Source organism: Bradyrhizobium sp. CCBAU 45394, assembly GCF_028128655.1.
Taxonomy (GTDB): Bacteria; Pseudomonadota; Alphaproteobacteria; order Rhizobiales; family Xanthobacteraceae; genus Bradyrhizobium; species Bradyrhizobium diazoefficiens.
On sequence record NZ_LBIX01000153.1, the window covers coordinates 35,978 to 59,988 of the forward strand.

Genomic DNA, 24,011 nt, shown 5'->3' on the forward strand with positions numbered 1-24,011 from the left:
GAGCCAACCACCTATTTGAAAGCGGTCGAACGATCGCGAGCGCAAACACTCTCCGTCGCCGCCAGGTTCGATGAAGGGTGCGAAAGCCCCGCCTTATGAATTGTGCCGGACATTCCCCCTATACTTGCAGGACTTCGTCCAGCGTTCGGGTGCAGGATGACGCACTGTTTTTCCCCTTCGGCCGGCACGTTGGCGACCTTGCGCGATAGCCAATCGCTGTTGCTCAATGTACAAAGTGCATAGGCCTTCAAAGGAAGTAAGAGAAAGATATTGATCGGTGTGTGGAGCGAGAAGCCGAGAAACCGCACTTCGCGAGCACGAAGCGCTGCAACACTGCACCGGACCATCGTCATTGCTACAATCGTCAATCCCGTCCACCAGGGTACCGAGCCGCCGATTACAAGCTGCGCGAGCGCAGCCAGTGATGAAAGGGCGAGAAGCAACGGGCCGAGATTTTGCCCAATAACGTCTAGCGTCAGATAGCCATCGAGCTCTGGCAGCAGACGTAATGCAAGAAACGTGTCCCGAAAGGTACTGCGCGCCCAGCGGAGCTGCTGACGCAGATATGGCCCAAGGCTGTCCGGAACTACTGTTGCTGCGATCGCGTCCGGGACATATTCGGTTCGAAACCCCGCCTTGAGCATGAGGATCGTTAGATGGCGATCCTCGCCGAAATCGCTCGGCTTCCCGCGAAAGAATTGCGCTTCGTATTGATCAAGCAGCAAAGCGAGCGCGGAGCGACGATACATCGCACATGGGCCGCAGCAGCACATGACGGCACCGAAACGAGCCTGTGCCGCACGCTCTTCGTTGCATGCCAACCAGTATTCCATATCGATCAGCCTGGTCAGCCAGGTTTCGCTGCGATTGCTCGCTATCAACTGACCCATGGCCGCACCGATTTCTGGGTCATGCATCTTCACTACAAGCTTCGTGACAACGTCAGCAGCAAGTATCGTATCCGAGTCGACGTTGAGCACCAGGTCCCCGGATGAGCTGCGTATTGCAGCGATCTGCGCCTTGCGCTTTCCAACGTTGTTTGCCAGCAAGATGATGCTGAATCTCGGATCGTTCGCATAGATTTTGTGTACAGGCGCGACAACGTCGCGATTTGCAGATCCGTCGTCGACCACATAGACCTGTAACTTTCCCGCGTAGTCTTGACTCGCAAGCGACTCCAGACATTCGGCGAGCGTGTTTGGATCCTCGTTGAAGCACGGCACGATGACGTCTACACTGGGAAGGACCACGTCCGATTGTCCCAGGTTGTCCTGCAGCGATGAGTTATTCGCCGGTTGGGCATAAAGCGCTTGCGCGCTCTTGTAGATAGTGGAGAGCAGTGCATAACACGAAACGGCGACAGCACTGGTTGTAGCGAGCAGGTCCATAGGGTGCCAGTTTTTGTTCAGTGAAGTTGAGGGAGCGGACGAATTACAAACCCGCGCCGTTGCAATGCCGGAATCAGATATGACAGCGCCATCGTGGTCTGATCACGCTGCGTAGCATCAGTGCACAGCCTCTCCTCATCAGGAGGATATCCGTCGTGCAGGAGCACAATTGCACCCGGGCGAACGCTCGCGAGCACTGAATTCACAATTCTATCAACCCCGGGGCGGGACCAATCTCGCGGATCGACCGACCAGTGCAGAGCTGTGAGACCAGCGCTCGCTGACATAGCGAGCACCTCTTGTGTCCATATGCCGTAAGGTGCTCGCATGTGCCTGGGCGAGGCCTGCGGGCACGCCGAACGGATCGCCTCGCTCGCCGTCAACACTTCATCGTGCACCTCCGCAGGTCCGCATCTGGATAGATCCGGATGCGTCATCGTGTGGTTCGCAACCTCGTGTCCTTCTGCGATCATTCGTCGAATGAGTTCAGGTTGGTCGGCCGCATACGTGCCGATCACGAAGAACGTCGCCGGAACCTGATGTTGCGCCAGCACATCGAGCACCTCTGGCGTGCAAAATGGATTTGGCCCATCGTCAAAGGTCAAATAGACAGGGCGACTTCCGCTCACGTCAGCGTAGTCGCATCGGACAGCAGATAGGGGGAAAAGCTCGTTCACAGCTCAGGCCCGTTCCGATCGATGATCGTCCCGGCCGGCCACTCGCTCATCGAGCGTCCAACCGGGAAAACCACCACGATCACGTCTTCGATCCGGATCGGCGACAAATTGGGATAGACATCCGGATGCGTGGAGCGGACGCGAATGCCAGACAGGAGGGTGGCGAGCCCCTGCCTTTCGACCAGTCGGGTCATATGTTTCTCTAGCGCAGGCCGAACTGTACCAAAGCCGAACGGGACCCCAAGCTCCTGCAGTATGGGATACATCACGCGCATCGCGTGGCTGATTCCCAGCCCTTCAAGATCCGGACGCACCGCATATAACCCCAGTTCGGCCACGAGGAGATCGACCCCACCAATCTTGATGAAGCGGCGTAGTAACCCGGCGTGAGCAGCTACCCCGCGGGCGTCGTAACCAATTACGCGGACCTCAGGTCTTGCACCGGCCCAACTTCGGTTGCCCTCAAATGGCTGCGCATTGAACGCACCGGTCGGCCCGTAACTCTTGCGGAAGAACTCGGCGAGCTCGGCATGATCGGCGAGCCGCAGCTCGTTTTCCCAGCGACGGCTCCACTGCACTTTGGCGCGCGCAGAAGGAGCTTCCGCAGTCCGGCATACGGCGATGTTCATGGCGGGCTTCCTTGCGCCAGTCGAATTAAGAGCGGAGATGGTCACGTGATGTCGCTACTCGCCGAACCGCTGATCAATACTGAAATGCGCTGCCATGCGTCGTAGGAGCTCAGCACCCTCGCCTGCACCGTGCCGTGCGCCTTCGCTCGCGACGAAGCGATCGCATGGTTCGCGCTCGTCATCCCGGCCAATGCCCCGCGCGAGATATGCCGCAAAATGCCGACGAGGCGATTGGACCATCCAGAACCTGTCTGCACCATGGAGCTTTTCCGCCTCGTCCAGCATCGCTGTCGACGTGTTGACGTCTGAGGGCATGCCATCGATGCGCGGGGCCGCTTCGAGGGCGCATCGGAGTGGCATTAGATCAAACTGGTTCTTATGCATCTTCGACTCGCCCTGAATGCGGTGGACAGGCGAGCCGTTTGGACAGTCGCCGGGAATACTTGGCATGCGCAATCTGCACCTGCCGCTATTCCGCGACACTAGAATGAGGCTGAACGCGCCCTCAAGTGTACGTGGGTAAACCTCCAATATGGAAACGGATGGAGTACGCATACCAACGTTTATCGGGACCCGCTTGGCGTCCGATCGAGCGCGCTTCGCAACCGAGAAGAAGCGATGCGGCACGCACGGCGCGCCCATCGCAGCCCGCGAAACCGATGGGGCGGGTGCTCGCACCTCCAGGAGTTTTTCTCTGAGCCCGCGTGAACGACCAACAGCCATCGTGGTATGCCATGATTACTTTTCCAAACCGATGTTTGCTATCCAACATCTCGCGATTTGGTAAAATCGATTGTTTCGATAGAACACATCCACACGATGGATAGACTCACAACATGCGGTTCAAGGGACTCGATCTAAATCTTCTCGTTGCGCTCGATGCTCTGATGACGGAGCGCAACCTCACAGCGGCGGCGCGCAAAATTAACCTGAGCCAGCCCGCTATGAGCGCTGCGATCGGGCGGCTGCGCACCTATTTCCGCGATGAACTATTTACCATGAGAGGTCGCGAGCTCGTCCCGACACCTGGCGCGGAGGCGCTTGCAGGTCCGATTCGCGAGGCCCTGCTGCACATCCAACTCTCGATCATATCACGGGACGGGTTCGACCCGACTCACTCGAGCCGACGCTTCAGGGTCATTCTCTCCGATTTCATGACAATCGTCTTTTTTCGGAGAATCGTGGACCGTATTGCACACGAAGCCCCCGCGGTACGCTTCGAATTGCTGCCATTTTCCGATGAACCCGATGAGCTGCTCCGCCGGGGCGAGGTCGACTTTCTCATTCTGCCAGAATTGTTCATGTCGAGCGCGCACCCTAAGGCGACGCTGTTCGACGAGACCCTCGTGTGCGTGGGATGCCGCGCGAACAAGCAGCTATCGCGGCAGCTTACGTTCGAGAAATACATTTCGATGGGGCACGTTGCGGCCAAGTTCGGACGGGCGCTGAGACCAAACCTAGAAGAATGGTTTTTGCTTGAGCACGGCCTCAAGAGACGCATTGAGGTCGTTGTGCAGGGCTTTAGCCTGATTCCGCCGATATTGTTAGACACGGGCCGTATTGGCACGATGCCATTACGGCTCGCCAGACACTTTGAAAAGCGGATGCCGCTGCGGATCGTCCAACCACCGCTCCCCCTGCCGACATTCACCGAGGCTGTGCAGTGGCCTGCGTTCCACAATACCGACCCGGCGAGCATTTGGATGAGGCGGATATTGCTGGAGGAGGCATCCAACATGGCATCTGGGCATCAGGAGCCTCCAACTCGAAGGCGCTGCTAGGCTCACCATAAGCCGGTTCTAAATACGCTATTAAATCCTTCGATGTGCTCGGCAACTTTATCATCTCAACCGTCTCGGGGGCGAAGCTGCTAGAGGCCGCGGGGAGGCGGCGATCAGTTGCGAAGGCTTGCCGGGTGGTGAGCGTGGTGATCTCGCAGGTGTGGTTTGACGCCCAGCAATATTGCGCTCGCTTCTTCCAGAACAATAAATGTTTGGCTTGCCCAATAGAATCGCTTGAACCCCACACTGCGTCAGGTTGTAGATTGGCCGCCGTGACTAACGCTGCGCTACGGAACCCGTCGACGGAGCGCTTTGGCGAACTTAGGGCGCTGGCCGGACACTGTGGTTGATCTGCCATTAACGAACTGACCGGGTCCTGTTGCGTGGCTCGTCGGAAGGGGCGAGACCGATCAGCTTCGGGGCACCTGACGGTTTTCGGCCGCTGGTGGTCGGCCTACCGCCTTGCTCGCCATTCTTGCGATCATTTCGCGAGCGTCTTCTCGCGATCACACGATGGAACCGATGTCCATTCGGACGACGCAATAAGACCGCATCAGACGAGCCGTCACCGCTCGTTGTATGCACCGCAAGGATGGTTTGTGCTGGATAAGAAGACATGCGTTTCAACGGCCTGGATCTAAATCTTCTCGTCGCGCTGGATGCTCTAATGACTGAGCGCAACCTCACCGCAGCGGCACGCAAGATTAACCTGAGTCAGCCGGCCATGAGCGCAGCCGTTGCCCGGCTGCGCACCTATTTCCGTGATGATCTGTTTGCGATGAGAGGGCGGGAACTTGTCCCGACCGCGCGCGCGGAAGGACTCGCAGCTCCAGTTCGCGAGGCTCTAATGCACGTTGAGCTCTCCATTATCGCGCGGGACGTGTTCGACCCGGCTCGATCGAATCGGCGATTCAGGATCGGCCTTTCTGACTTTATGACAGTCGTATTCTTCCGAAATGTCGTGGAGCGCGTCGCGCGAGAAGCACCCGCCGTCAGCTTCGAACTGGTGCCACTCACAGATCAGCACGATGAGCTTCTGCGCCGCGGCGAAGTCGATTTTGTTATCCTGCCGGAATTATTCATGTCCAGCGCGCACCCCAGGGCGGCCCTGTTCGAGGAGAGCCTCGTCTGCGTAGGCTGCTGCACGAACAGCCAACTACTACGGCGGCTTACATTGGATCGGTATATGTCGATGGGCCACGTTGCGGTTAAGCTCGGAGGTGCGCGCAAGATCCCGGTCGAGGAATCCTTTTTACTCGATCTCGGCCTCAATCGGCGCATCGACATTCTCGTGCAGAGCTTCAGCATGATCCCGCCCTTGCTGGTAGGCACGAACCGCATAGGAACGATGCCATTAAGGCTCGTAAAGCATTTCCAAAGAACGATGCCCCTTCGGATTGCCGAGCTTCCGCAGCCATTCCCCGCCTTCACCGAGGCGGTCCAATGGCCCGTGTTTCACAACAGCGACCCGGAAAGCATCTGGATGCGAGAGATATTGTTGCAGGAGGCTACCCTCATGGCAACTGCACAAGAGCCCTCCATCATCTGCACTTCGAAACCAGCGGATACTGCCGGCGATTTCGCACGATCTGTCTCGCCGTTGTCGTAAGGACGTTCGCAAAGTCTGCGAGCCTCATATCCCAACACATGTCTCAAAGCACGCAATTCAGGCTTGCCTCGCTCGAACTCATTGTCGCTGGATAAAGATCCTCGCAGCGGACGGCTATCATGACGACGTTGCGAAGCTCTTTCGCACGTTGGCATCAGGCTCGTCGTGCAAGCGGCGGCTCAGACTGGCGGCCCTCTTACAGACAGGGACGGAGCGACGCGCTGGCTGCCAAGCCAGGCCTTTACGTTGCAACCCGGCGTCCGGGCGCACCTGCCTCGATACAGGGAGGATCGGCGCGCGGCTGTCGTCGTCAAGTCTCCGAATGAGTAGCGGCTCCCAATGAGCGGAGACGATTCCGCTTCTTCGGAGCTGTACCACGCGCACAGTGAGCGTGGTGGTCATCTCTCATGTATATGACCACGACCTCTTACGCTCTCGAAGCAAGCATCGCGCACGTGTGTTGCCCTGTCGCATCACCCTGGAGTACATCGCATCTTCGTCGCTCTGCGCCGCCGGTCTGACTTCTTTTGGCCCTACCGCGGCCAAACGTCTTGACGACGTGCGCTGCCCTGACGCAATGACAAACAAGGGCTGAACGTTGGAGCAATGCAGCAGGGTGTTCGATCCGGAAGAGCTTTCCGTCTGGGAAGCCCTTATGATGGCGCGGCCACCGCGTTACCGCCATCGATGCGAAATCCGGAGAATCGCACGGCAATCGCCAAACTCATCCTGGAGCGTACAGCGGCTGGCGAGGCTCAACTGGCATGCCTGACGAACTTGTTGATCACCATTTTTCCGCTCAGGGTTGATCCCCCGCCATTCTGAGGATAGTCACCACTCTCGCGCTGGAATGGAAGACGATCCAGTTAGAGCTTTGAAATAGCTTGAATCATACGTGACGTCAGGTTGTAGGCTTTGAAATGAACAACATGAGCAAAGCTACACCACGAAGGCGTCGATGGCGCATTGGCGAACTTGCAGAGGCGACCGGAGTAACGGTGCGCGCGCTGCATCATTATGAACACACGGGCCTCCTAGCAGCCTCAGAGCGTACTGACGGCGGTCACCGAATGTACGACCGCGAAAGCGTGCAGCGGGTTCACCAGATTCGGGCGCTACGTGAGCTTGGCTTCTCCCTTATCGAGATCCGTAAAGCTATGGAGGGCACGACCTCACTCACCGACCTGCTGCGCAAACATCTAGAGCGGATAGAACTTCAAGTCGCTCGAACTACTCTGTTGCGAGATCGTTTGCGCAACATGACCATCGACAGTGAGATCCAGGTAAGTGTGGATGAGCTGCCTGCCACCCTGAATGCCATGTCGCGGGTCGAGACGCGTAGTCAGACATCCCGATGCACCTGCAAGTTAGCTGCAGATCGCGAGGAGCGGTGGCGGCGGATCCGCGACGACCTGCGTGATTGTATGGATCGGGGCGAGCACCCTTGCGGCGAGCGGGCAAAGGCTGTCGCAGTTGCAGCACGCCTGCTGATCAGCGAAATCGCCGGCGCGGATTCACGCGTTTCGATGGTCCTGAAGGTACTTGCACGATTAAGCGCCCCCCGCAGTCTGGCTGGTTGGGATCCCAGCCTCATGCAATATCTCGATCTCGCCCTTGGCGGGTTGGAGGATCAGCCGTATTGACGTCCTCATGGTCAGCTCCGCATAGAATTGCCGATCGGTGACTCCCTTCAAAAGGGGGCTTGAACCGCACGTAACGTCAAATTGTAGGCTCTACCGTGGTTGCAATCCGGCCGACCTAACGCACGCTTAGCTTGGCAGGCAACCTCGACTTGCCGGCACGTCTGATCACAGCTGCTGGCGGTTCACTTCAGGTGAACATTGGGAGCTCTACAATGTTAAATGGGCGTAACGCTTCTGCTGCGCCTGCAGCGCTTCTCTTCTGCGCCCTCGCCTCCGCTGTGCTCGGTTCCGAGGTCAGTATTGCCGTGGCTGGCCCAATGAGCGGAAGCAGCGATGCGTTCGGCGCGCAAATGCGCGATGGTGCGGCTGCGGCGTTGGAGGCATTGAACGCTTCGGGCCTAATTCCCGATAGCAGGGTGATATTGAGTGTCGCCGACGATGCCTACGCCCCGAAGCAAGCTGCCGCAGTCACGAATAAGCTCACAACAGAGCGAGTCCGGTTGGTCGTTGGCCATTTTTGTTCCTCTTCGTCGATCCCGGCCTCCGCCGAAGCAGCCATCCTGCAGGTGTCACCTGGCTCGTCAAATCCTCAGCTAACAGAACGCGGCCTTCTGTCTTTCGGATCTGCGGCCGCGACGACCAACAGGCCACCGTTGCCGCTGAGTACATTCACCGGAACTACCCTAACGACAAGATCGCAGTGTTCGACGACAAGAGCACCGCGGGCAAGGGCATCGCCGACGTGGTTGAGGCACAGCTCAAGAGATTCGGAGAACAAGTCATTCGGCAAAGCTATGTAGCCGGTGAAAAGGATTACAGGGCGTTTGGTCTTAAGAATGAAGAAGGATCGGGTGCGCGTCGCCTATATCGGCGGCTATCGTACCGAAATTGGATTGTTTGTACGCCAGGCATCAGAAGCAGGAGCGGACTCATCGTCATGGCGAGCGATCCGTTGATGACCTCTGAATTCTGGGCCATTACCAGCAGGGCTGGAAATAGAACATTGTTTACCTTCATGCCAGCCCCCGCCAGGAATGCCAATGCACTCGGCGTGGTAGCCCGACTCAAAGCTTCCAACCTGTCCGAAGGCTACACGCTTTACGCCTATGCAGCCGTGCAAGCATGGGCAGAGGCGCTCCTTCAATGCTGCGCGCGTCGCCAGTGCACTTCGTTCACGGCCGATCGATACCGTGATTGGCCCGGTCTGGTTCGGTACAAAAGAAGACAATGCGGCTCCTGGTTTTCTCGTTTACCGCTGGCGCCACGACCATGTTGAAACTGTCGAGCAGAACTGATTGGCATCAACGCCGCCTTCCCAAGCCCAAAGTGACACGAATGACGAGACGCCCTCAGGACGTTGGAGCAGCGATACTCGCAACCTCTCTTATACTTGCAGCTTTTGGAGCGTTTTTCGCGTTCGTTGGAGCGCTCGCACAGCTACCCGATGTCGACCTGAAGGAGATGCTACGGCCGATGATAGACAAATAGTAGCCGTGCCGAGCTGATCTGGCTCGCAGGCACGGGACCTCTGAAGCGATCTTCAATTGTGCCAGGTTTGGCGCCATGGGCGTTTCTGCGGCCAGGCGGTGAAGGCCCAGGAAGAGGAGAACGCGAAGGTACCGATGCTTCCGGTCAAGCACATGCTCGGTGTGGAGGCGCTTAGCCAACTTCTATCAAAGCAAGGGCCGGACCGTCATCTGCGCATTCTCGTGCCCCAATCACATCGTGCAAGCACAGATCCACGCACCCAAGGAGAACGAACTAAGCGGCCAAATGACGAGCGAGACCTTTTTGAGCGAGAGCATGAAGCAACCAGGACTCGCCAACTATCCCATAATCGGAGATTGATCGAGTGAAGAGTGGCTTTCCTTCAAGACTAACGTGCGGAATTTTCGACCATTTGGATGACGACGGCCGAGATGCCGCACGACAATATGAAGATCGTCTCAAGCTGGCGGAGGTCTGCGATTCTCTCGGCTTCTACGCTTATCACCTCGCCGAACACCACTGCACACCTCATGGCAGAGGGCCCTCGCCGAACCTGTTTCTGTCAAGCGTCGCGCAGCGTACCCGGCGATTGCGGTTCGGTCCGCTCGTCCTGTTGCTCAACCTTTATCATCCATTGCGCGCATTCGAAGAGATCTGCATGCTTGACCAATTGAGCGGCGGCAGGCTCGAGCTCGGGATCGGCCGCGGCTCCCAGCCGATTGAATGGGGCTATTTCGGCATTAGTGCAGAAGCCGCACCAGGCCGTTATACTGAAGCCAGCGAAATCCTGAATATTGCGCTGAAGGGACATACGCTATCTTATCAGGGACACCACTTTGAGCTCAGCGAAGTACCCTTAACCTTGAGGCCTCATCAACGTCCATATCCGCCGACCTGGATCGCGAGCAATCGGGCCGAGTCGGCGCAGTGGGCCGCTGCAAATGGCGTCAATCTGGCGTGCGTAGGCCGCGCCTGTGTTGTCCGGAACGTTACGGATGCCTACCGCGCCCATCGAGCCCACATTACAACCCCACACGGCCGCGAGCCATTTCTCGGGCTGGCCCGCATGGTCGTGATTGCGCAGTCTGACCAGGACGCTCATGCGGCGGCCGAAACTGCGTATCGACGATGGCTGGAGAGCTTCAAGTTTCTTTACGAGCTGAATGCCATTCCGACACCGCCCGCCCTTCCGCTGACCTTCGATGCAGCACTTGAGAGCGAATTGTGCGTCGTCGGAACGCCAGCTTCCGTCCGACAGCTCCTTCTTAACCAGATGGAAGAGGCAGGTGCCAACTACTTGCTTTGCCAGCTTGCATTCGGAAACCTTCCGCTGGAGATTTCCCTGTACACCGCAACGGCAATCAAAGCTGAAATTCTCGATAGCTTTGGCGGATAGTGTCTAGATTGGGGAATCATATACTTGGCAAGTAGACCGACGCACTGAGGTTCTATCCGAACGCTGATTGCCATTTTGGTTGTCGTTTGCCCTACCGCACAGGCGATCATCAGCCTCAATGGCAGCGATCAAGCGGTCAATTTTTCTGACTGTGCTTTTCGACACTGAAACTCTGCTTTCGAAGGGAATTCTTCATTGTGAGCGCGCTTTGCGCAATGAACTTTGTCGGCATGGGCGGAACTGGCGGCGGTGCCGTCTACGTCGGCAACGGCAAGATTGTCGCGATGGACGTTGGAAACCTTCGCATAGGGGCACCTACATCGAGCAATGCGGTCGCATAAAGGGGACTGTCAACCTATATGCGCCAACCGGCGGTATGTAGGTACCGGCAGACAGCAGATGGAACCTGACGCTCGATTGGCCTGCCAACTTCTCAGATGGGAAGCCACAGGCGCTCATGGTTGAGGGTAGCCCGGTACACGTCATACTGAAGTGGCCGGTCATCAACGAATCAGCAGGCTTGCCTGAAAGCCCTTAAGCTCACTGAACAAGACGGCGGAAAAAATCTAACTAACGCGCTTTCGATGTAGGCGATGAGATTACTCGCGTTCGCCATCCACGAACTGGATGCATCCCATCGACACTTTCAATTTTACAGATTTCAGCCAAATACCCATAAGTCGATCGCCGGTTTCCGGAAAGCACATTTCACGAATGTCGTGTGACAATGGATCCTTTTTGTTTTCAGCATAGTCGCAGGCCAATTCAAGCTTCTCGTGGCTACATCCCCAACGACACCGCTCAATCTTTGAAATGCGCGGATGGCCAATCGCAACGTCTGGCGCGCAATCGATCGCGTTGTCGCCTCCCCCTTTGCCATCATACTAAAGGTCTCCAAAAAGATCGGCTCTCACGCACACTGTTTGGCCGGGTAAATGCGTGCGCTGCATAGAACTCGGGCAGGCGAACTGCCCTCTACACCGGTGCGGGCTGGACTTGTTGCCCTGACCAGGCGGGCAGCGTCGACAATCCGCCGCTGTCGCGGCCTCCAAGCAAAGCAGTACAGTCAGCTATCTAACTACCTTAAGTGCAAGACACATATCCTCCGGCCAGGACGAGGCACTGATGTCGATCCGTGTGATGAGACCAGCCTCGCGATCTTACTGTCCGCCCCCGTACGTCGTGTGATCGTGGATTCTCACTCTGCTCGCGTGCTCAGCTTTCGTCGGTGGGCGGCGCCCACACCCGCTTCCTACAGACTGACGTCCCCCTATCTCATTCTACGCGCCGCCGCTCTTGGAACATATCAAGACGCGGTTATGCCTTGTCAGCAATCCTTGCATCACCATCGGACCGAGTGGTGGACGTGCGCGATCTGCCGGTCTTGGATCTCAGCGCGCACAGCTTCCAGGAGCCCGTCCGCACGCTCAGCATGCCAGGCATCTCCAGTCAACGATCGCGGAGACAAACTTCAGTCGTATGTAGCGGATGTTGGTTCTGGGTTGCCTGGCATGGGCTGGGCCATCAATGTCTGGCATGATGAGAAGTCCGGTTTTGGGCCAGCTAACGGCGCATCTTCAGCAACAGCTTCGTCCAGCGCCAAGCGCTCTGTATGGCACTCCGGCTCGCGAGCTCTCTGGTTACGTCTCGATCGCTGTGCCACGCGGCAAGAAATCCCGCAGCAGTTTGGGCAGCCGCTTCTCGACTTGCCGTCATCAGCGGCGTCCCAGCTGGTTGGAGTCACTGCCATTGCCCGACGCGCTCGACCGGCTCGACGGTCCAATCAAATGACGGGTCATCTACAACGCTGTTCGCAGCGCTCTATACCCTCGATTCCGGCTTTGCGATCCAGCGGCACATGCCTGCCACCCTCTCTCCTCGGCGACCGTGCGTGCGCACCATGCCTGGTGCAGCAGCCATTCATTCTAGCGTCGCGTCTGCCGTCTCGCGAACGGGGAAGCACGACACAACCGTTACCCAGCCTGCCCTGCATTTAACTACTCTGGAGCAACACCGTGGAACTTGACCCTTCCAATTCACGCATACAGGACCTCGAGAATCGCATCGACCTTCAACTCGACATCGTGGCTGCCCTCATAAGCGAAGAAGGCAACGAGCTCGAAGCGATCCGACTGCTTAACGCACTCACAAACCAAATGATTACGGCGGAACTGGAGCTCGGCCAGCCCGGCGACACGAGAACCGCTGGCCGCGCTGGCGACCGGCGAACAGCGCGACTGTCGCGAGACCGTGGCGTTTACGACCCCGAAGACCTTCAGGTTTTGGGACGTCTTCTCGATCAGGCAGTGGCGGCATTACCGGCAGTGCTGCGAACTCCCGCCAACCAATTGAAGATCGCCAAACTAATTCTGTCACGTGCAGCAGCGGGCTGAGATTTCATTTGGCTTTTTCTCGAAACGTTTATCGCTGGGCTGAAAGTCGTGCTACGGCCGTACGCATCAGGGATCGACGGCTCGGGGTTTCTGGGCTCACCGTCCCGTAAGCGCGCCGCTTCCGCTGGCTTTCCATACCGCAACTGCTCGCTACCATGTTCGAAAGCAGGCGCCCCTATTAAACCACCTCGCGCCGGAGATGCCACAGCTACATTCGATCCAGCTAGACCTTGCTGTTCCTCGAGCAACTGATAGCTATGGTGTCTTATAAGCGCGTCGGCAGCCTGCCGGCAGAAATGCCCCCTGCAATACAGGTCAGTACACGTTCGCGAAGATCCATCGACAGCGGCTTCGCCATGCCCGCCGGCCTCCCGTCCGGCCAGACGAATGCGCGAGCGGGAACAAGATCTGATCGATGCCCATCAGACGACGATCCTGACTCTGCTGGTATCGGCTTCGCGCTTACCCACGGTCATTCGCGATGGACGACCGGAAGCCCCCTATTCTTCAGACGCGCCGCGTCAGGACAGCATCGTGCGCGAGCCTGCGCCAGGCCAGAGATGAAATTGAGATTGCGCGGCAGCTTTCGGCGGAGGTCAATGCCGTCTCCATTGGCTCATTGCCAATCCTTTTGACGCTCGTCAGCTTCTCGAAAGCTCACTCTCTTAGCATGGGAGAGCGGATGTCTAGACGACGGCGATGCCGCCTATCCATCGTAATGGAGCACCCGATGCTCGGAATAACGGCAAGCGTGGCTGGCGCCATTTTGCCGGCAGCTCGGAGGCTGCACTCCACACGAGCCTTCGAAACGCTTCTCTGGAGGTCGCAATGCAAATGGCCTCCGTCGAACTAGGGCTCGAGCCAACCTTTCAAAGGAGGAACAGAATGGATTTCAACTCAATCAGCCCAACGAACACGAGCCCGCAGCCCGATTCACCATCACCGCCCGCGGACCCAGCGGGCTTTGAGCACCTGCTGAGCGAGTTCGAAGGTAGTGCTCCGCCACGTGCTGCGGGGTCTCCCGTGCAGCAGGGCGAAGCCTACTCGCCATATCTGGACGCCGGGCATCCCTATTCGCAATACTTGGAGTCGGGGCATCCCGATCCATCACTGTTGGATTGGGACGATGATCTATATGCGCCGGCTGCGCCCTCCCCCGGGCCATTGGTGGCCGACAGGGAAAGCTCTCCGCAACCCGGCTCGCAGCAGCCGATTGCTCAAGCCATCGCGGAACTCCCCGAGTTCGATCCTGAGCTGATTTGGCAGCATGTGGAAGCCGGCCGATCGCAGGCTGGACCATCGCAAGCCGGGCCGTCGCGAGCCGGGCCGTCCTCGTCCGCCGGGGCTGCGCTGTTGGAACTCACAGATTTCATTCCAGAAAACGAACGTTTTATAGCCGACCTCTGGGTCTTCTTGCCCCATACGGCCTCGGATGCGCAGATCAACATATTAAGCAGGGCCGGACTCTTGCCTACCAATACCTCCCCGACCACAACTTTCACCATGCTGGGTATGCCCCACACGGCCGAATTGCGACAAGATGGGCTTGTTAGTGTCAAACCGTCGCTGAACGCAGGCGCTTGGCCTGGACAGCCGCACGGCGACGCGCCCACCGAATAGGTATTCCATAGCCCAGCCCGCGGCACGGGCATAGCCGTGCTGCCAGCAGACCTTCGGGACGTCGTCGACGGCAGGAGCATTTGGCGACGTCCTTTCGGACGGCGTCGTCACCCTATGGACGCAGGCTTGACGCTTTGCGGAATCGCCACGGCATGAGGTCTTCGATTCCGACCTCATGCCCGGCACAAGCAGATCGGCCGGATGGCGTTTTCGACCGGATTGGTGTCGAGCTCGAGACGACCGTCGTCGAGGAAGCGGGTCAGTCCCGCCAATGATTGAGCGTAGCGGATGTTATCGGCGAGCAGAGCGTGCTCGCAGGCTCGATGATCCGTTCCACTCGCGGAATGGGCAGGCAAGCAGCCGCGATTGCGATGAGAACCTTGATCAGGATCGCTCTGCGATCGGCCCTGGATGACCGTCTCGGCTCTTTACTGCGCCGCGTCCAGGATGCCTTGCGCGATCTCCACGTCTTCGAGCGGCAAATGGTACTGATCTGGCCGCAGCTTCTCGGACTTCGAACCGAACTTTTCGCGTCGCAATTCGCCGAGGATGACCTCCAGCCGACGCCGGGCCTCCTCCGACGCCGCCAGTGCCCCCCTGATGCTCGCTCAAGGCCGCCCGCGTTTGCGCCAAAAGCGCCTTCAGGCGTTCGTTTTCATCGCGCAGCGCCGCGATGCTCATGCGCTATTTCGAGCACATCGTCGCCGCGCATGCCACGTTCAAAATAGTTTCCGAGTCATTCTGTCGCAGTCATCCCGCCGCTTGCTGGCGTCGTGTTTCCTCCGGGCGGACCAACCTCCAATCCAGACCCTCGAATAAGGCCGCGAACATCGCCGGCGACATGCGCATCACGCCGTCCGCGATCGCTGGCCAAGCGAATTGCAACCTTCAAGGCGTTTGTTCACCAACACCAGGCCCGTTTGGTCCCAGACCAAAATCTTGATCCGGCCCGCTCGTTTTGATCGGAACACGAAGGCTGCGCCACTGAATGGGTCGAGACGAAGCATCTCCTGAACCTTCGCCGCAAGCCCATCGTGGCCACAGCGGAAGTCGATCGGCCGCGTCGCGATGTAAATCTTCAGATCGGCACCGGCCGCGATCATCGTGACGCTCGCACTGCGCGGATCACCGAGACAGCTGCTTGGCATCATTGGCCGTATCCGTCGGCAGCACGACATCGCCGATCTCGATCTCAAGCTGATCGCCGGAACGTGACGCTCCTCCAACGCGCTTTCCACGACCAGCGGTGCGAATGTCGACTGCAATGCCTCGCACGGCCGCAACATGCCCCGCTGTCGAAACCGCGTCGCCAATCGTAGATCTGCCAGCGCGTCGCTCCGTGCTTGCGTGCCACCTCGGACACCTGGGCACCCGGTAACAGACTCTCGACGGCGGTCCGAGCTCGCTCAGCATCGGAACGCACGCGACGTCCCGAGGGCCCTTCAAGAACCGCCAGCCGGCTCACCGACCTTGCCGACGAGCCGTCCAAATGGACGTCCTTTTTTGCTGTTCAATCCCATCCAAACCTCCGTTCCAAGTGGGAGGCTTCTTCGCACATACGTTCTACTCTGAAGCCAGGGTATCGGCTTCGCGCTTACCTCTGCTGTAGGCCACGCCCGATATCACCATCGAGGAATTGCGCGATAGCTTGAGCAAACAAGGCCTATCCCTTGGTTATGGCACGATCCGCCGCTTCTTCGAGCGCCACGAGATCGCGCGTAAAAAAAAATCGCCCATGCCACAGAGCGGGATCGCCCGGATGTCTTGACGCGGCGCGAGGCCTGGCGTGAGAGCCAGGACAAGCTCAATCGGAACCGGCTGATGAGACCTGGGCATCGACCAACATGGCGCGAACGCATAGCCGTTGCCAGCGCGGCGAACGGCTGCGGGCCAGCGTTCCTCACGGCCATTGGAGAACAACTACCTGCGTAGCCGCTCTAACCACACGCGGCATCATCGCACCTTGGGTGCTCGATGGTCCCATCAACCGCGATGCCATCGAGACCTATGTCGAAAAGGTGCTCGTCCCCGAGCTTCCAACCGATGCCATCGTGATCATGGACAACCTCTCTAGCCACAAAGGGCCGCGTGTCCGCGAGATGATCGAGGCTGCCGGCGCAACGCTCCTTTATCTTCCGCTCTACAGCCCCGTTCAACTCTAGAGAACGCCTTCGCAAAGCTCAAAGCAAATCTGAGAAAGGCTGCCGAATGCACTGTCGTGCGGTCTCTGGGACGCTATCGACCGCATCATCGACACTTACACGCCCGCAGAATTCTCAAACTACTTCGCTGCCGCAGGATATTTGCCACCCGACCGGCTAACGCTCTAGTGGGCCTCACCTGGAGCAAACCGCACTGAGAGCAGGAGGCCATGCGCAGGGTCGAACAACAGGACGACGGGCCGCGGGCGCATGGCAGAAAGAAAACAAGTAGCGTTCGGAACACGCCACATGATTCCAAAAGCGGCATGACAACCAGTAACAACGCGTGCTCGCTTAAAGCGCCTTTGAATTATTCGAATCGCGCCTGGCAATACGACGGTCATCGGAACTTCAACAAACATCTATAAACTTCATTGAAGCGCCGAGAGCGGCTCGATAGGCAAGCGGGCTGCGGCCCTGATGTCCTACTTGCTGGGACAAGCCACGGACCCTCGGTTAGCTTTTTGCAAGGTACTTCCTTGTATCAGGACATCGAGGAGTGTTGAGATGGATCAGTTCTCATCCGAGCAAGTGCAGGTGCGAGATGCTATCGTGAGCGTCGCATTTGATAAAGCTTGGCGCTTCATCGAGAAGGATCCGTTGCTGGCGCATAATCTCAAGACGGTCCTTCATAGCCGACTGCGAACTTTCCTTGAGTGTTCGATAAGGAACGGCGAACGGAATACTTTGAATCTTGCAAACGAGGCGATACGCAAGTTGCGGGCTGAACTGGCGCCGTCGAGCGAGCAATAAGGCGCTTGCACCTCTACTGCCAGGTGGGTTTGGCTTCGTTAAGGCTCTTGGGAATCTTATGCGGCAGGAAAACAACCGGGTCAGAGCGTGGTCCAGCTGACCTTCCTCCACTCATGTTCTGCCCCGCTGGAGACGAGCACGTTCGGGACGACTGTTGGCTGTGCAGCTTTTCTGGCGACCCGCTCCTTCTGTCGCTAACTAGCTAGCGCCAAAGCCAGGCTGGGCCAACCTGTTCCGTGCATGTTCGCGGTTCAGAGAGTTCGGCAAATGACCGCTGATCGAGGACGCGTCTCGGGCGCTGAGGCTCATCCTTCCGGCAGGAAGCTCATGAGCGATGCGGTGATGGTCGATCACAGACCTCGATCGCTTGTAGCTCCGGACCTACTACAAGTGTAGCACGATGTTCCTCAATCTCTACTTCGATCGAGGGGCGTCAAGAAGCCGATGCGGCTGCGCTTGACGAGGCTCTTCCTTGAAGTTGCGCAAGCTCGTGCCGAGCCCAAGGTCAGGAGAGAAAACGGTATGCCTTTCCTGGCGCCAGGGAATAATTATAGCGCGACGATCTGGGTCGGAAGAGCGCGGCGATCAGGATGGCGAGTCAGTGTCGCGGCGCGATGATGATCGCCGCGATGATTGTCGCGCGCAAGCGTTTTGTTGGCTCTGGTTGTCGCGGAGCGTCGATCAAGCGAGCGTTTTTGGTGTCGCGTGCTCCGGTGGCCGCCCTGGACCACGCTTTCGCTCGAGGGCAGTGCGCCTGCGATAGCTCTCGACGTTCATCTCGACGATGGTGGCGTGGTGAACAAGGCGATCGATCGCCGCGAGGGTCATAGCTGCGTCCGGAAAGACCTTGTTCCATTCTCCAAAGGGCTGATTGGCGGTGATCAGCAAAGAGCGTCGCTCGTAGCGTGCGCTGATGAGCTCGAACAGCACACTGGTCTCGGCCTGGTCCTTGGTGACATAGGCAAGATCGTCCAAGATGACGAGATCGAAGCGATCGAGGCGGTTGATGGCGCCCTCGAGGTTGAGCTCGCGGCGAGCCACCTGGAGCTTCTGCACGAGATCGGTGGTGCGGGTGAACAGGACGCGCCATCCGTTCTCGATGAGGGCCAAGCCGATTGCTGCCGCCAAGTGGCTCTTGCCTCCACCGGGCGGACCAAACAGCAGCAGATTGGCGCCCTTGCCGAGCCAGCCGTCGCCGGCGGCGAGCGCGGTCATTTGCGCCTTGGAGATCATCGGCACGGCCTCGAAGTCGAAGCTGTCAAAGGTCTTTCCGGTAGGCAGCCGCGCCTCGACGAGATGGCGCTCGATCCGGCGGCGGCCGCGCTCAGCGATCTCGTGCTCGGCAATGGTGGCGAGGAAGCGCGCCGCCGGCCAGCCTTCTTTATCGGATTGCTCGGCAAATTGCGGCCACAGCGCCTTGATGGCGGGCAGCCGCAGCTCGTTGAGCAACAGATTGAGGCGCGCGGTGTCGACTACGTTAGTTGTGCTCATGCGGCGCCTCCGATCTCGGCGGTACCGATGAGGCATTCATAGGCGGCGAGCGGTGCGAGGCGCACCACGACGTTCGGCACCTGGGCGGGATCCGGGGCGAAGTGCGTACGTAGCCGGTTGAGGTCGGGCAGCCGGCCGGCGTTCAGGTCGGCCGTGAGCTGATTGGCGAGTTCGGCCTCGCAACCGCGCTCATGGGCGAGTGCGAGGAGATCGACCATGATCCGGCAGGCCTTCTTGTCCGGCAAGCGTTTGCGCAAGACGTCGAAGGCTCGGCGGTAAGCTTCCCGGGGGAACAGCTGGTCGCGGTAGACCAGGTTGAGGAGCGCCATCGGCTTGCGCCGCAAGGAATGGATCACGTGCCGATAATCGACGACCTGATCGTGCTTGCCATTGGGATGCGGCCGCCCGCGCGGCAAGGTGAGGAGATGCGTGCCGCCGACAAACACGTCGAGGTGATCGTCATACAGGCGCACCCGCAGCCGATGGCCGATCAAGCGCGACGGCACCGTGTAGAACACCTTGCGCAAGGTGAAGCCGCCGGACGATGTCACGTGGACGATCACCTCTTCATAGTCCGACGTGCGGCGGTCCGGCAGATCCTGAAGTGCGCTACGTTCACTGTCGATCCGCTTGGCGTTGCGGGCATTGCGGCGGCTGGCGATCTCATCGATGAAGCCACGATAGGCAGCCAGATCGTCGAAGTCGGCGGTGCCACGCAGCAACAGCGCGTCGCCGATCGCTCGCTTGAGATGACCATGCGAACTCTCGATCGCCCCGTTCTCGTGGGCGATGCCACGATTGTTGCGGGAAGGCCGCGTGCCGTAATGGGCACAGAGGTCTTGGTATCGCCGCGTCAGATCGTCTTTGGCGTCGCGGTCAAGATTGCAAAAGGCGGCCGACAGGCTGTCGGTGCGATGCTCCCGTGGCGCCCCACCGAGTGACCACAAGGCATTCTGCAGGCCTTCGGCCAGAGCGACGAAGCTCTCACCGCCGAGCACGACATGGGCGTGCTCAAACCCGGAATAGGCCAGCCGGAAGTGATAGAGACGATGGTCGAGCGGTACGCCCGCGATCGTGACACCCAATTCGCCCATGTCGGTGAAGTCGGACAGGCCGCGCTGACCGGGTTCGTGGGTCTGGCGGAAGATGACCTCCTGCTCCTCGCCGTGGATCGCCCGCCAGGCCCGGATCCGGCGCTCCAGCGTGCGACGGATGCCGGCGCCGAGCTCGGGATGGCGTCGGAGCAACTCCTCGAAGATCGTGACCGGCCGCACACCGGGGGCGGCCTTCAGCATCGGCATGATCTCTGTCTCAAATACGCGGGCCAAGGGATCTGGCCGGCGACGGCCGCGGGGAGCCTTCTTCTGCGACGGAAGGCGTCGATCCTTCTCGATCCGGTAAGCGGTCGAGGTGCTGAACGACGCCTTGGCGGCGGCCACGGGTGGGCTATCGGTCTGACGGTACTTCATGTAGAGCCTCATTTGGTGATCGGTAATGTGTCGGCCTGGCACGCGAGTGATTCCTCTTGGCGGAAGAACCACTTGCATAACCAGCCGGTCGCGATCACCAGTCGGCGCGGTCCGCTGTGGATCGCGCCGACGCCGGGCTCGTAACTCCGGTCGGGCTACGCCCTCCCTGCGTCACGAGCCCGGCGTAGCCCTCTCATCCTGGTCGACGCTCCACTTCCATCCTGTTCGCCGCGCGGCAGAATAATAGCGCGGCTGTGCAGCCTCGTCGCCGACTTGCTCTAGATTCCACTTTACTGGCCTCGCCAAACACCTCGCAGCATTTTGTCGCATCACAGGCCATCACGAACGGATCGCATTCAAAGAAGGACCTGCGCTAAGCGACCACTGTCAGGCCGCAGCATTTCGGTCAAGGCAGTGCATGGCAAGTTGCGCGGCTCACAATCTGACGCGGCGTGCGATTGGCCCCATTTCTTTCGAAGACATGTTGTGCCGCAGTTACAGCAATTCGCGATCATATTGTTAAACGCACGGCGCCGGGGGGCATCGAAAGGAACGACACTCGAATGAAGACTTTTCTGATTCTGACCGCAAGCATCGGCGCACTCAGTGCGGCCGCTCCCGCATTCGGCGCGGACTTCGCCGGCCAGCCCGTCAAGATCAAGGCGCCCCCGCTGCCGGTCGCAGTCCCGATTATCGATTGGTCCGGCTCCTATATCGGTGTCAATGGCGGCTGGGGAACGAGCCGCAATTGCTGGGATTTCAATGGCGTCACTCCCGAGGGTTGCCATAATTCGACTGGCGGCACCATTGGCGGGCAGATTGGCTATCGTTGGCACATCTTCAAAATGGTCTACGGCATCGAAGGCCAGGGCAACTGGGCCGACTTCAGCGGCTCCAATGTCAGCACCGCCTTCCCAGCAGATACTATTGGCACCAAGACAGATGCGTTCGGTCTGCTCACCGGCCATATCGGCTACGCGTTCAATGCTGTGATGCTTTACGCCAAGGGCGGTGCTGCGGTGACCAGCAACACCTATCACGTCAACTCGGTGGCTACTGGCACCGAGATTGCCAAAAACAATGATGTGCGTTGGGGTGGCGCGCTGGGCGCCGGTGCCGAAGTCAGCCTCACGCCGGACTGGTCAGCTGGCGTCGAGTATACCCACTTGTTCATGCAGCACAGCAACGTAAGCTTCCCAACGGCCCTTGGCGCCGATCGCGTCCACCAGGACGTCGATCTCATCACGGCACGGCTCAATTTCAAGTTTGGCCCGGCGTTTGCCAAATAGTGATCTCCAGGCGATTGCGTAAATCGGGGCCCCGACCACGGTCGGGGCTCTTTCTTCAGACGCTCCTCTCCCTCGCGGCATCCCTGCCGCACTTCCGAAGCACCAGGCCCGAGCGCGGCTAAGCCGCTAAGCCTCGGTCACCGGCTGGATGGAACGACGCCGCCTGAATCCAACGGTGGCGGACCAGCTCAGTCGATTCGACACGTCGCCGACGGTTATGGAGCTCCACAACCTGAGGCAGCGTGAGGTTTGAGATCGCTTGTCTCGATGAGCGTTGTATCTGCGATTTGGCCGAAAGTGCCATGCTGAACTTGCCTAGAAGCTGGAAACACAAATTTGGCAGTTGGTGCTCGTTCCATTCGACTGATGAATTCAAAGAACATTGAGGCGAATAGCCATAACGATCGCTTGAATCCGGCTGGTCGCACCCAGCTTTCGCATCGCATTCTTGATATGAAAATTGACTGTATTCTCGCTGATTCCCAGGATCATTCCAATTTCCCATGACGATTTCCCCTCCGCCACCCACCGCATGCAATTTACCTCCCGCTGAGATAGTGCCACTTTTCGGTCGCAACCATTATTGGAGGGACGAGCGATCTCGCTATAGGCAGTGTGAAAGTTCCAGGCCAGCGCATTGAGATGACCGATGTGGTCCTGAGGATCAGCATCATCGGATGCAGATGCAAACGACACCACAGATACCCGACCCAACGGGCCGAACAATGGCACGCTCATACCATGCTTCAGGCCCGCCTCTCTCGCCTCGTCCAGTACGCGTCTCTCGTCCGGTTGAAGTTGATAGTGGGCGGCGAGTTGATCCCACAAAAATGGCCGCGAAAGCATCGGCGTCCGGCGGACCACCGGATCGATAGTATGGTACTTGCGTTTGAAGTATCGGTCGCACCAGTCTGGCGGCCACTTCACAGCCACAGTCGGAGGTGGACACTCCGCCAGCCGAAGTGGCTCGACGAAGTTGAGAGCGCCGTAAGCGACTTCGCTGAACCCTTCCTCGGTGGCACAGCTTACAAGGAGCTCGAACAGCGTTTTGAGCGAATGCGTCTGGTTCGCGCATTCGGTGAAGCTAAAGAGATCCATGATGGGCGCCTCAGAACGCCGATCAAGCTCGCTGTCACTGTGTTCGATTACGCTTGTTTCAGGCAGAGCTAAATTCCATTCCATGACCTGAACTCTTGGGTTTGTTCTTCGTGAAGTCTGAGCGCTCGCACGCTGCGTCAGACGCCATTCCCGAATTGCCCTGCCGCTGGCTGCGCCGGCATGATCGTCCCGTCAAACAGCCGAGATGCCGCCACCATCCCTGGTCCGAGCGGCACGCCGCAATCGAAGCGCCGTTGTACATGCGAAGTGATCGGTCCAGCTCGCAGATGACGCACTGGCCAAATCGGAGATCACCGCGCCGTCGTCCATGTTGATGGTCTGGCAGTGATAGAAAGTCCGAGGGCCCTGGCGACTCAGCTGGCGAGGCGAACCAAGCAGCACGAGCGGCTACAGGCCCGGCTCTGTTCAGATTGGATGGCGAGAAACTAAGGTCCTGTCCGAACGACGCTTCGCATTGTCTCAAGGCCGAGCACGAGGAGATCCTGGGCACTGAGCTCTGCGATACAGCTAAGGTAGAGCACGCCGATGCACTTGGCGGTGCCGGACTCGACCTGCGCGTTGTCGGTATCCATTCTCTGCTTGCCGACGAAGACAACAGGAGCGTCATTTTTCTTCCCGATCTTGCGAATTGCCATCGCAAACAGTTGGCTGATCCTCCGCCCTATGACGGCGTCGGTGACGCGATCGATGAGCAACACGGAACAGCCGAAGCCAGACCCCTCGCATGATTGGCCGGCGTCTCAGCGGGCCCGTCCGGCAGGTCCGGCGAAAATGAATCGAAGGGGCAGAAAATGGCCACGTCAAAGGCGCAATGGGAGATACGCGCGGTCGCGAGATCTGCTTGATGTAGAGGACACTTTGCATGCGCATCTCCAGAAGGGAGGACCCCGGGGGTCGGACAGCAAGTGTCATACCAACTGTTGATTTCGTGAAAATCAACCGTCGGGACAAAGGCTTGAAAGGCGGACGGTTGGTTGCAAAGTAAGTGCATTGAAGCAATCATGACATAAGGAGGAAAGGCGACAGCGCCATTTGCGCGAGCCGCGGCACGAGTTGGCGGGAGGG

At 58.7% G+C, this 24,011-nt stretch carries 21 protein-coding genes and 2 pseudogenes; 11 read left to right on the forward strand and 12 right to left on the reverse strand.

Translation table 11 applies throughout. The features are described 5' to 3' along the window. Positions 1 to 11: 11 nt before the first annotated feature. Genes nodC through WN73_RS16545 form a run of 4 tightly spaced genes read right to left on the reverse strand, consistent with a single transcriptional unit; the run spans position 12 to position 2,954 of the window. On the reverse strand, positions 12 to 1,388 hold the full coding sequence (gene nodC, locus WN73_RS16530; protein WP_143279285.1) for a chitooligosaccharide synthase NodC: 1,377 nt from the start codon (positions 1,386 to 1,388) through the stop codon (positions 12 to 14). A gap of 17 nt (positions 1,389 to 1,405) precedes the next feature. Continuing rightward, on the reverse strand, positions 1,406 to 2,065 hold the full coding sequence (gene nodB / locus WN73_RS16535; RefSeq protein ID WP_271553807.1) for a chitooligosaccharide deacetylase NodB: 660 nt from the start codon (positions 2,063 to 2,065) through the stop codon (positions 1,406 to 1,408). After that, positions 2,062 to 2,694, reverse strand: a complete 633-nt coding sequence (locus WN73_RS16540) for a NodA family N-acyltransferase (protein WP_097668516.1) — start codon at positions 2,692 to 2,694, stop codon at positions 2,062 to 2,064. The genes nodB and WN73_RS16540 overlap by 4 nt, the downstream gene beginning before the upstream one ends. 41 nt (positions 2,695 to 2,735) lie before the next feature. Further along, positions 2,736 to 2,954 (reverse strand): hypothetical protein, encoded by a 219-nt coding sequence (locus WN73_RS16545; protein ID WP_271553809.1) that lies wholly within the window; start codon positions 2,952 to 2,954, stop codon positions 2,736 to 2,738. Positions 2,955 to 3,530: 576 nt separating this feature from the next. Between WN73_RS16545 and nodD1 the strand changes: the two genes are divergently transcribed. From nodD1 to WN73_RS16585, 8 genes are all read left to right on the forward strand, one after another. Continuing rightward, positions 3,531 to 4,475, forward strand: coding sequence for a transcriptional regulator NodD1 (gene nodD1 / locus WN73_RS16550; RefSeq protein ID WP_097668515.1), 945 nt, complete (start codon positions 3,531 to 3,533; stop codon positions 4,473 to 4,475). A 616-nt stretch (positions 4,476 to 5,091) separates the two neighbouring features. After that, entirely contained in the window at positions 5,092 to 6,084 is a 993-nt protein-coding gene (gene nodD2 / locus WN73_RS16555; RefSeq protein ID WP_097668514.1) for a transcriptional regulator NodD2, read from the forward strand. 929 nt (positions 6,085 to 7,013) lie between these two features. Then, complete coding sequence (locus WN73_RS16560; RefSeq protein ID WP_179879918.1) at positions 7,014 to 7,727, forward strand: MerR family transcriptional regulator; 714 nt, start codon at positions 7,014 to 7,016, stop codon at positions 7,725 to 7,727. 350 nt (positions 7,728 to 8,077) lie between these two features. Next, the gene (locus WN73_RS16565) at positions 8,078 to 8,527 is read left to right on the forward strand and encodes an ABC transporter substrate-binding protein (protein WP_271553826.1); all 450 of its coding nucleotides are present in this window, start codon (positions 8,078 to 8,080) and stop codon (positions 8,525 to 8,527) included. Next, positions 8,428 to 9,003, forward strand: a complete 576-nt coding sequence (locus WN73_RS16570) for an ABC transporter (RefSeq protein WP_271553829.1) — start codon at positions 8,428 to 8,430, stop codon at positions 9,001 to 9,003. The genes WN73_RS16565 and WN73_RS16570 overlap by 100 nt, the downstream gene beginning before the upstream one ends. Before the next feature lie 576 nt (positions 9,004 to 9,579). Then, positions 9,580 to 10,611, forward strand: coding sequence for an LLM class flavin-dependent oxidoreductase (locus WN73_RS16575; protein WP_271553812.1), 1,032 nt, complete (start codon positions 9,580 to 9,582; stop codon positions 10,609 to 10,611). A gap of 2,015 nt (positions 10,612 to 12,626) precedes the next feature. Next, entirely contained in the window at positions 12,627 to 13,004 is a 378-nt protein-coding gene (locus tag WN73_RS16580) for a NolY (RefSeq protein WP_097668512.1), read from the forward strand. Between the two features lie 885 nt (positions 13,005 to 13,889). Beyond that, positions 13,890 to 14,624, forward strand: coding sequence for a hypothetical protein (locus tag WN73_RS16585; RefSeq protein ID WP_271553815.1), 735 nt, complete (start codon positions 13,890 to 13,892; stop codon positions 14,622 to 14,624). A gap of 179 nt (positions 14,625 to 14,803) precedes the next feature. Here WN73_RS16585 and WN73_RS16590 read toward each other — a convergent pair. From WN73_RS16590 to WN73_RS44685, 4 genes and pseudogenes are all read right to left on the reverse strand, one after another. Then, positions 14,804 to 14,926, reverse strand: a pseudogene (locus WN73_RS16590) (IS66 family transposase); the annotation flags it as partial. Positions 14,927 to 15,052: 126 nt separating this feature from the next. Further along, the gene (locus WN73_RS16595; protein ID WP_271553816.1) at positions 15,053 to 15,163 is read right to left on the reverse strand and encodes a transposase; all 111 of its coding nucleotides are present in this window, start codon (positions 15,161 to 15,163) and stop codon (positions 15,053 to 15,055) included. 309 nt (positions 15,164 to 15,472) lie between these two features. After that, positions 15,473 to 15,727 carry an IS66 family insertion sequence element accessory protein TnpB gene (tnpB, locus tag WN73_RS16600; RefSeq protein ID WP_202633234.1) on the reverse strand — a complete coding sequence of 85 codons (255 nt, stop codon included), beginning with the start codon at positions 15,725 to 15,727 and terminating at the stop codon, positions 15,473 to 15,475. An 89-nt stretch (positions 15,728 to 15,816) separates the two neighbouring features. Continuing rightward, positions 15,817 to 16,089: a transposase gene (locus WN73_RS44685; protein WP_442870109.1), complete on the reverse strand. Its 273-nt coding sequence runs from the start codon at positions 16,087 to 16,089 to the stop codon at positions 15,817 to 15,819. Between the two features lie 153 nt (positions 16,090 to 16,242). On the opposite strand from WN73_RS44685, the pseudogene WN73_RS16605 reads away from it, so the two are divergent. Together WN73_RS16605 and WN73_RS16610 are read left to right on the forward strand one after the other, a co-directional pair. Continuing rightward, positions 16,243 to 16,954 (forward strand): annotated as a pseudogene (locus WN73_RS16605) (IS630 family transposase); the annotation flags it as partial. A 378-nt stretch (positions 16,955 to 17,332) separates the two neighbouring features. Further along, positions 17,333 to 17,578 (forward strand): hypothetical protein, encoded by a 246-nt coding sequence (locus WN73_RS16610; protein ID WP_097668612.1) that lies wholly within the window; start codon positions 17,333 to 17,335, stop codon positions 17,576 to 17,578. Positions 17,579 to 18,259: 681 nt separating this feature from the next. On the opposite strand, the gene istB is transcribed toward WN73_RS16610, so the two are convergent. Both istB and istA read right to left on the reverse strand, forming a co-directional pair. Continuing rightward, the gene (gene istB, locus WN73_RS16615; protein WP_271553817.1) at positions 18,260 to 19,069 is read right to left on the reverse strand and encodes an IS21-like element ISBj11 family helper ATPase IstB; all 810 of its coding nucleotides are present in this window, start codon (positions 19,067 to 19,069) and stop codon (positions 18,260 to 18,262) included. After that, a complete protein-coding gene (gene istA, locus WN73_RS16620) occupies positions 19,066 to 20,580 on the reverse strand; it encodes an IS21-like element ISBj11 family transposase (RefSeq protein ID WP_442870110.1) in 1,515 nt (504 codons plus the stop codon). The genes istB and istA overlap by 4 nt, the downstream gene beginning before the upstream one ends. Before the next feature lie 521 nt (positions 20,581 to 21,101). Between istA and WN73_RS16625 the strand changes: the two genes are divergently transcribed. Then, a complete protein-coding gene (locus tag WN73_RS16625) occupies positions 21,102 to 21,827 on the forward strand; it encodes an outer membrane protein (protein ID WP_271553822.1) in 726 nt (241 codons plus the stop codon). 372 nt (positions 21,828 to 22,199) lie between these two features. On the opposite strand, the gene WN73_RS16630 is transcribed toward WN73_RS16625, so the two are convergent. Both WN73_RS16630 and WN73_RS16635 read right to left on the reverse strand, forming a co-directional pair. Next, complete coding sequence (locus WN73_RS16630) at positions 22,200 to 22,925, reverse strand: LuxR family transcriptional regulator (protein ID WP_097669888.1); 726 nt, start codon at positions 22,923 to 22,925, stop codon at positions 22,200 to 22,202. A 446-nt stretch (positions 22,926 to 23,371) separates the two neighbouring features. Then, positions 23,372 to 23,644, reverse strand: coding sequence for a hypothetical protein (locus WN73_RS16635; protein ID WP_271553824.1), 273 nt, complete (start codon positions 23,642 to 23,644; stop codon positions 23,372 to 23,374). Positions 23,645 to 24,011 lie beyond the last annotated feature (367 nt).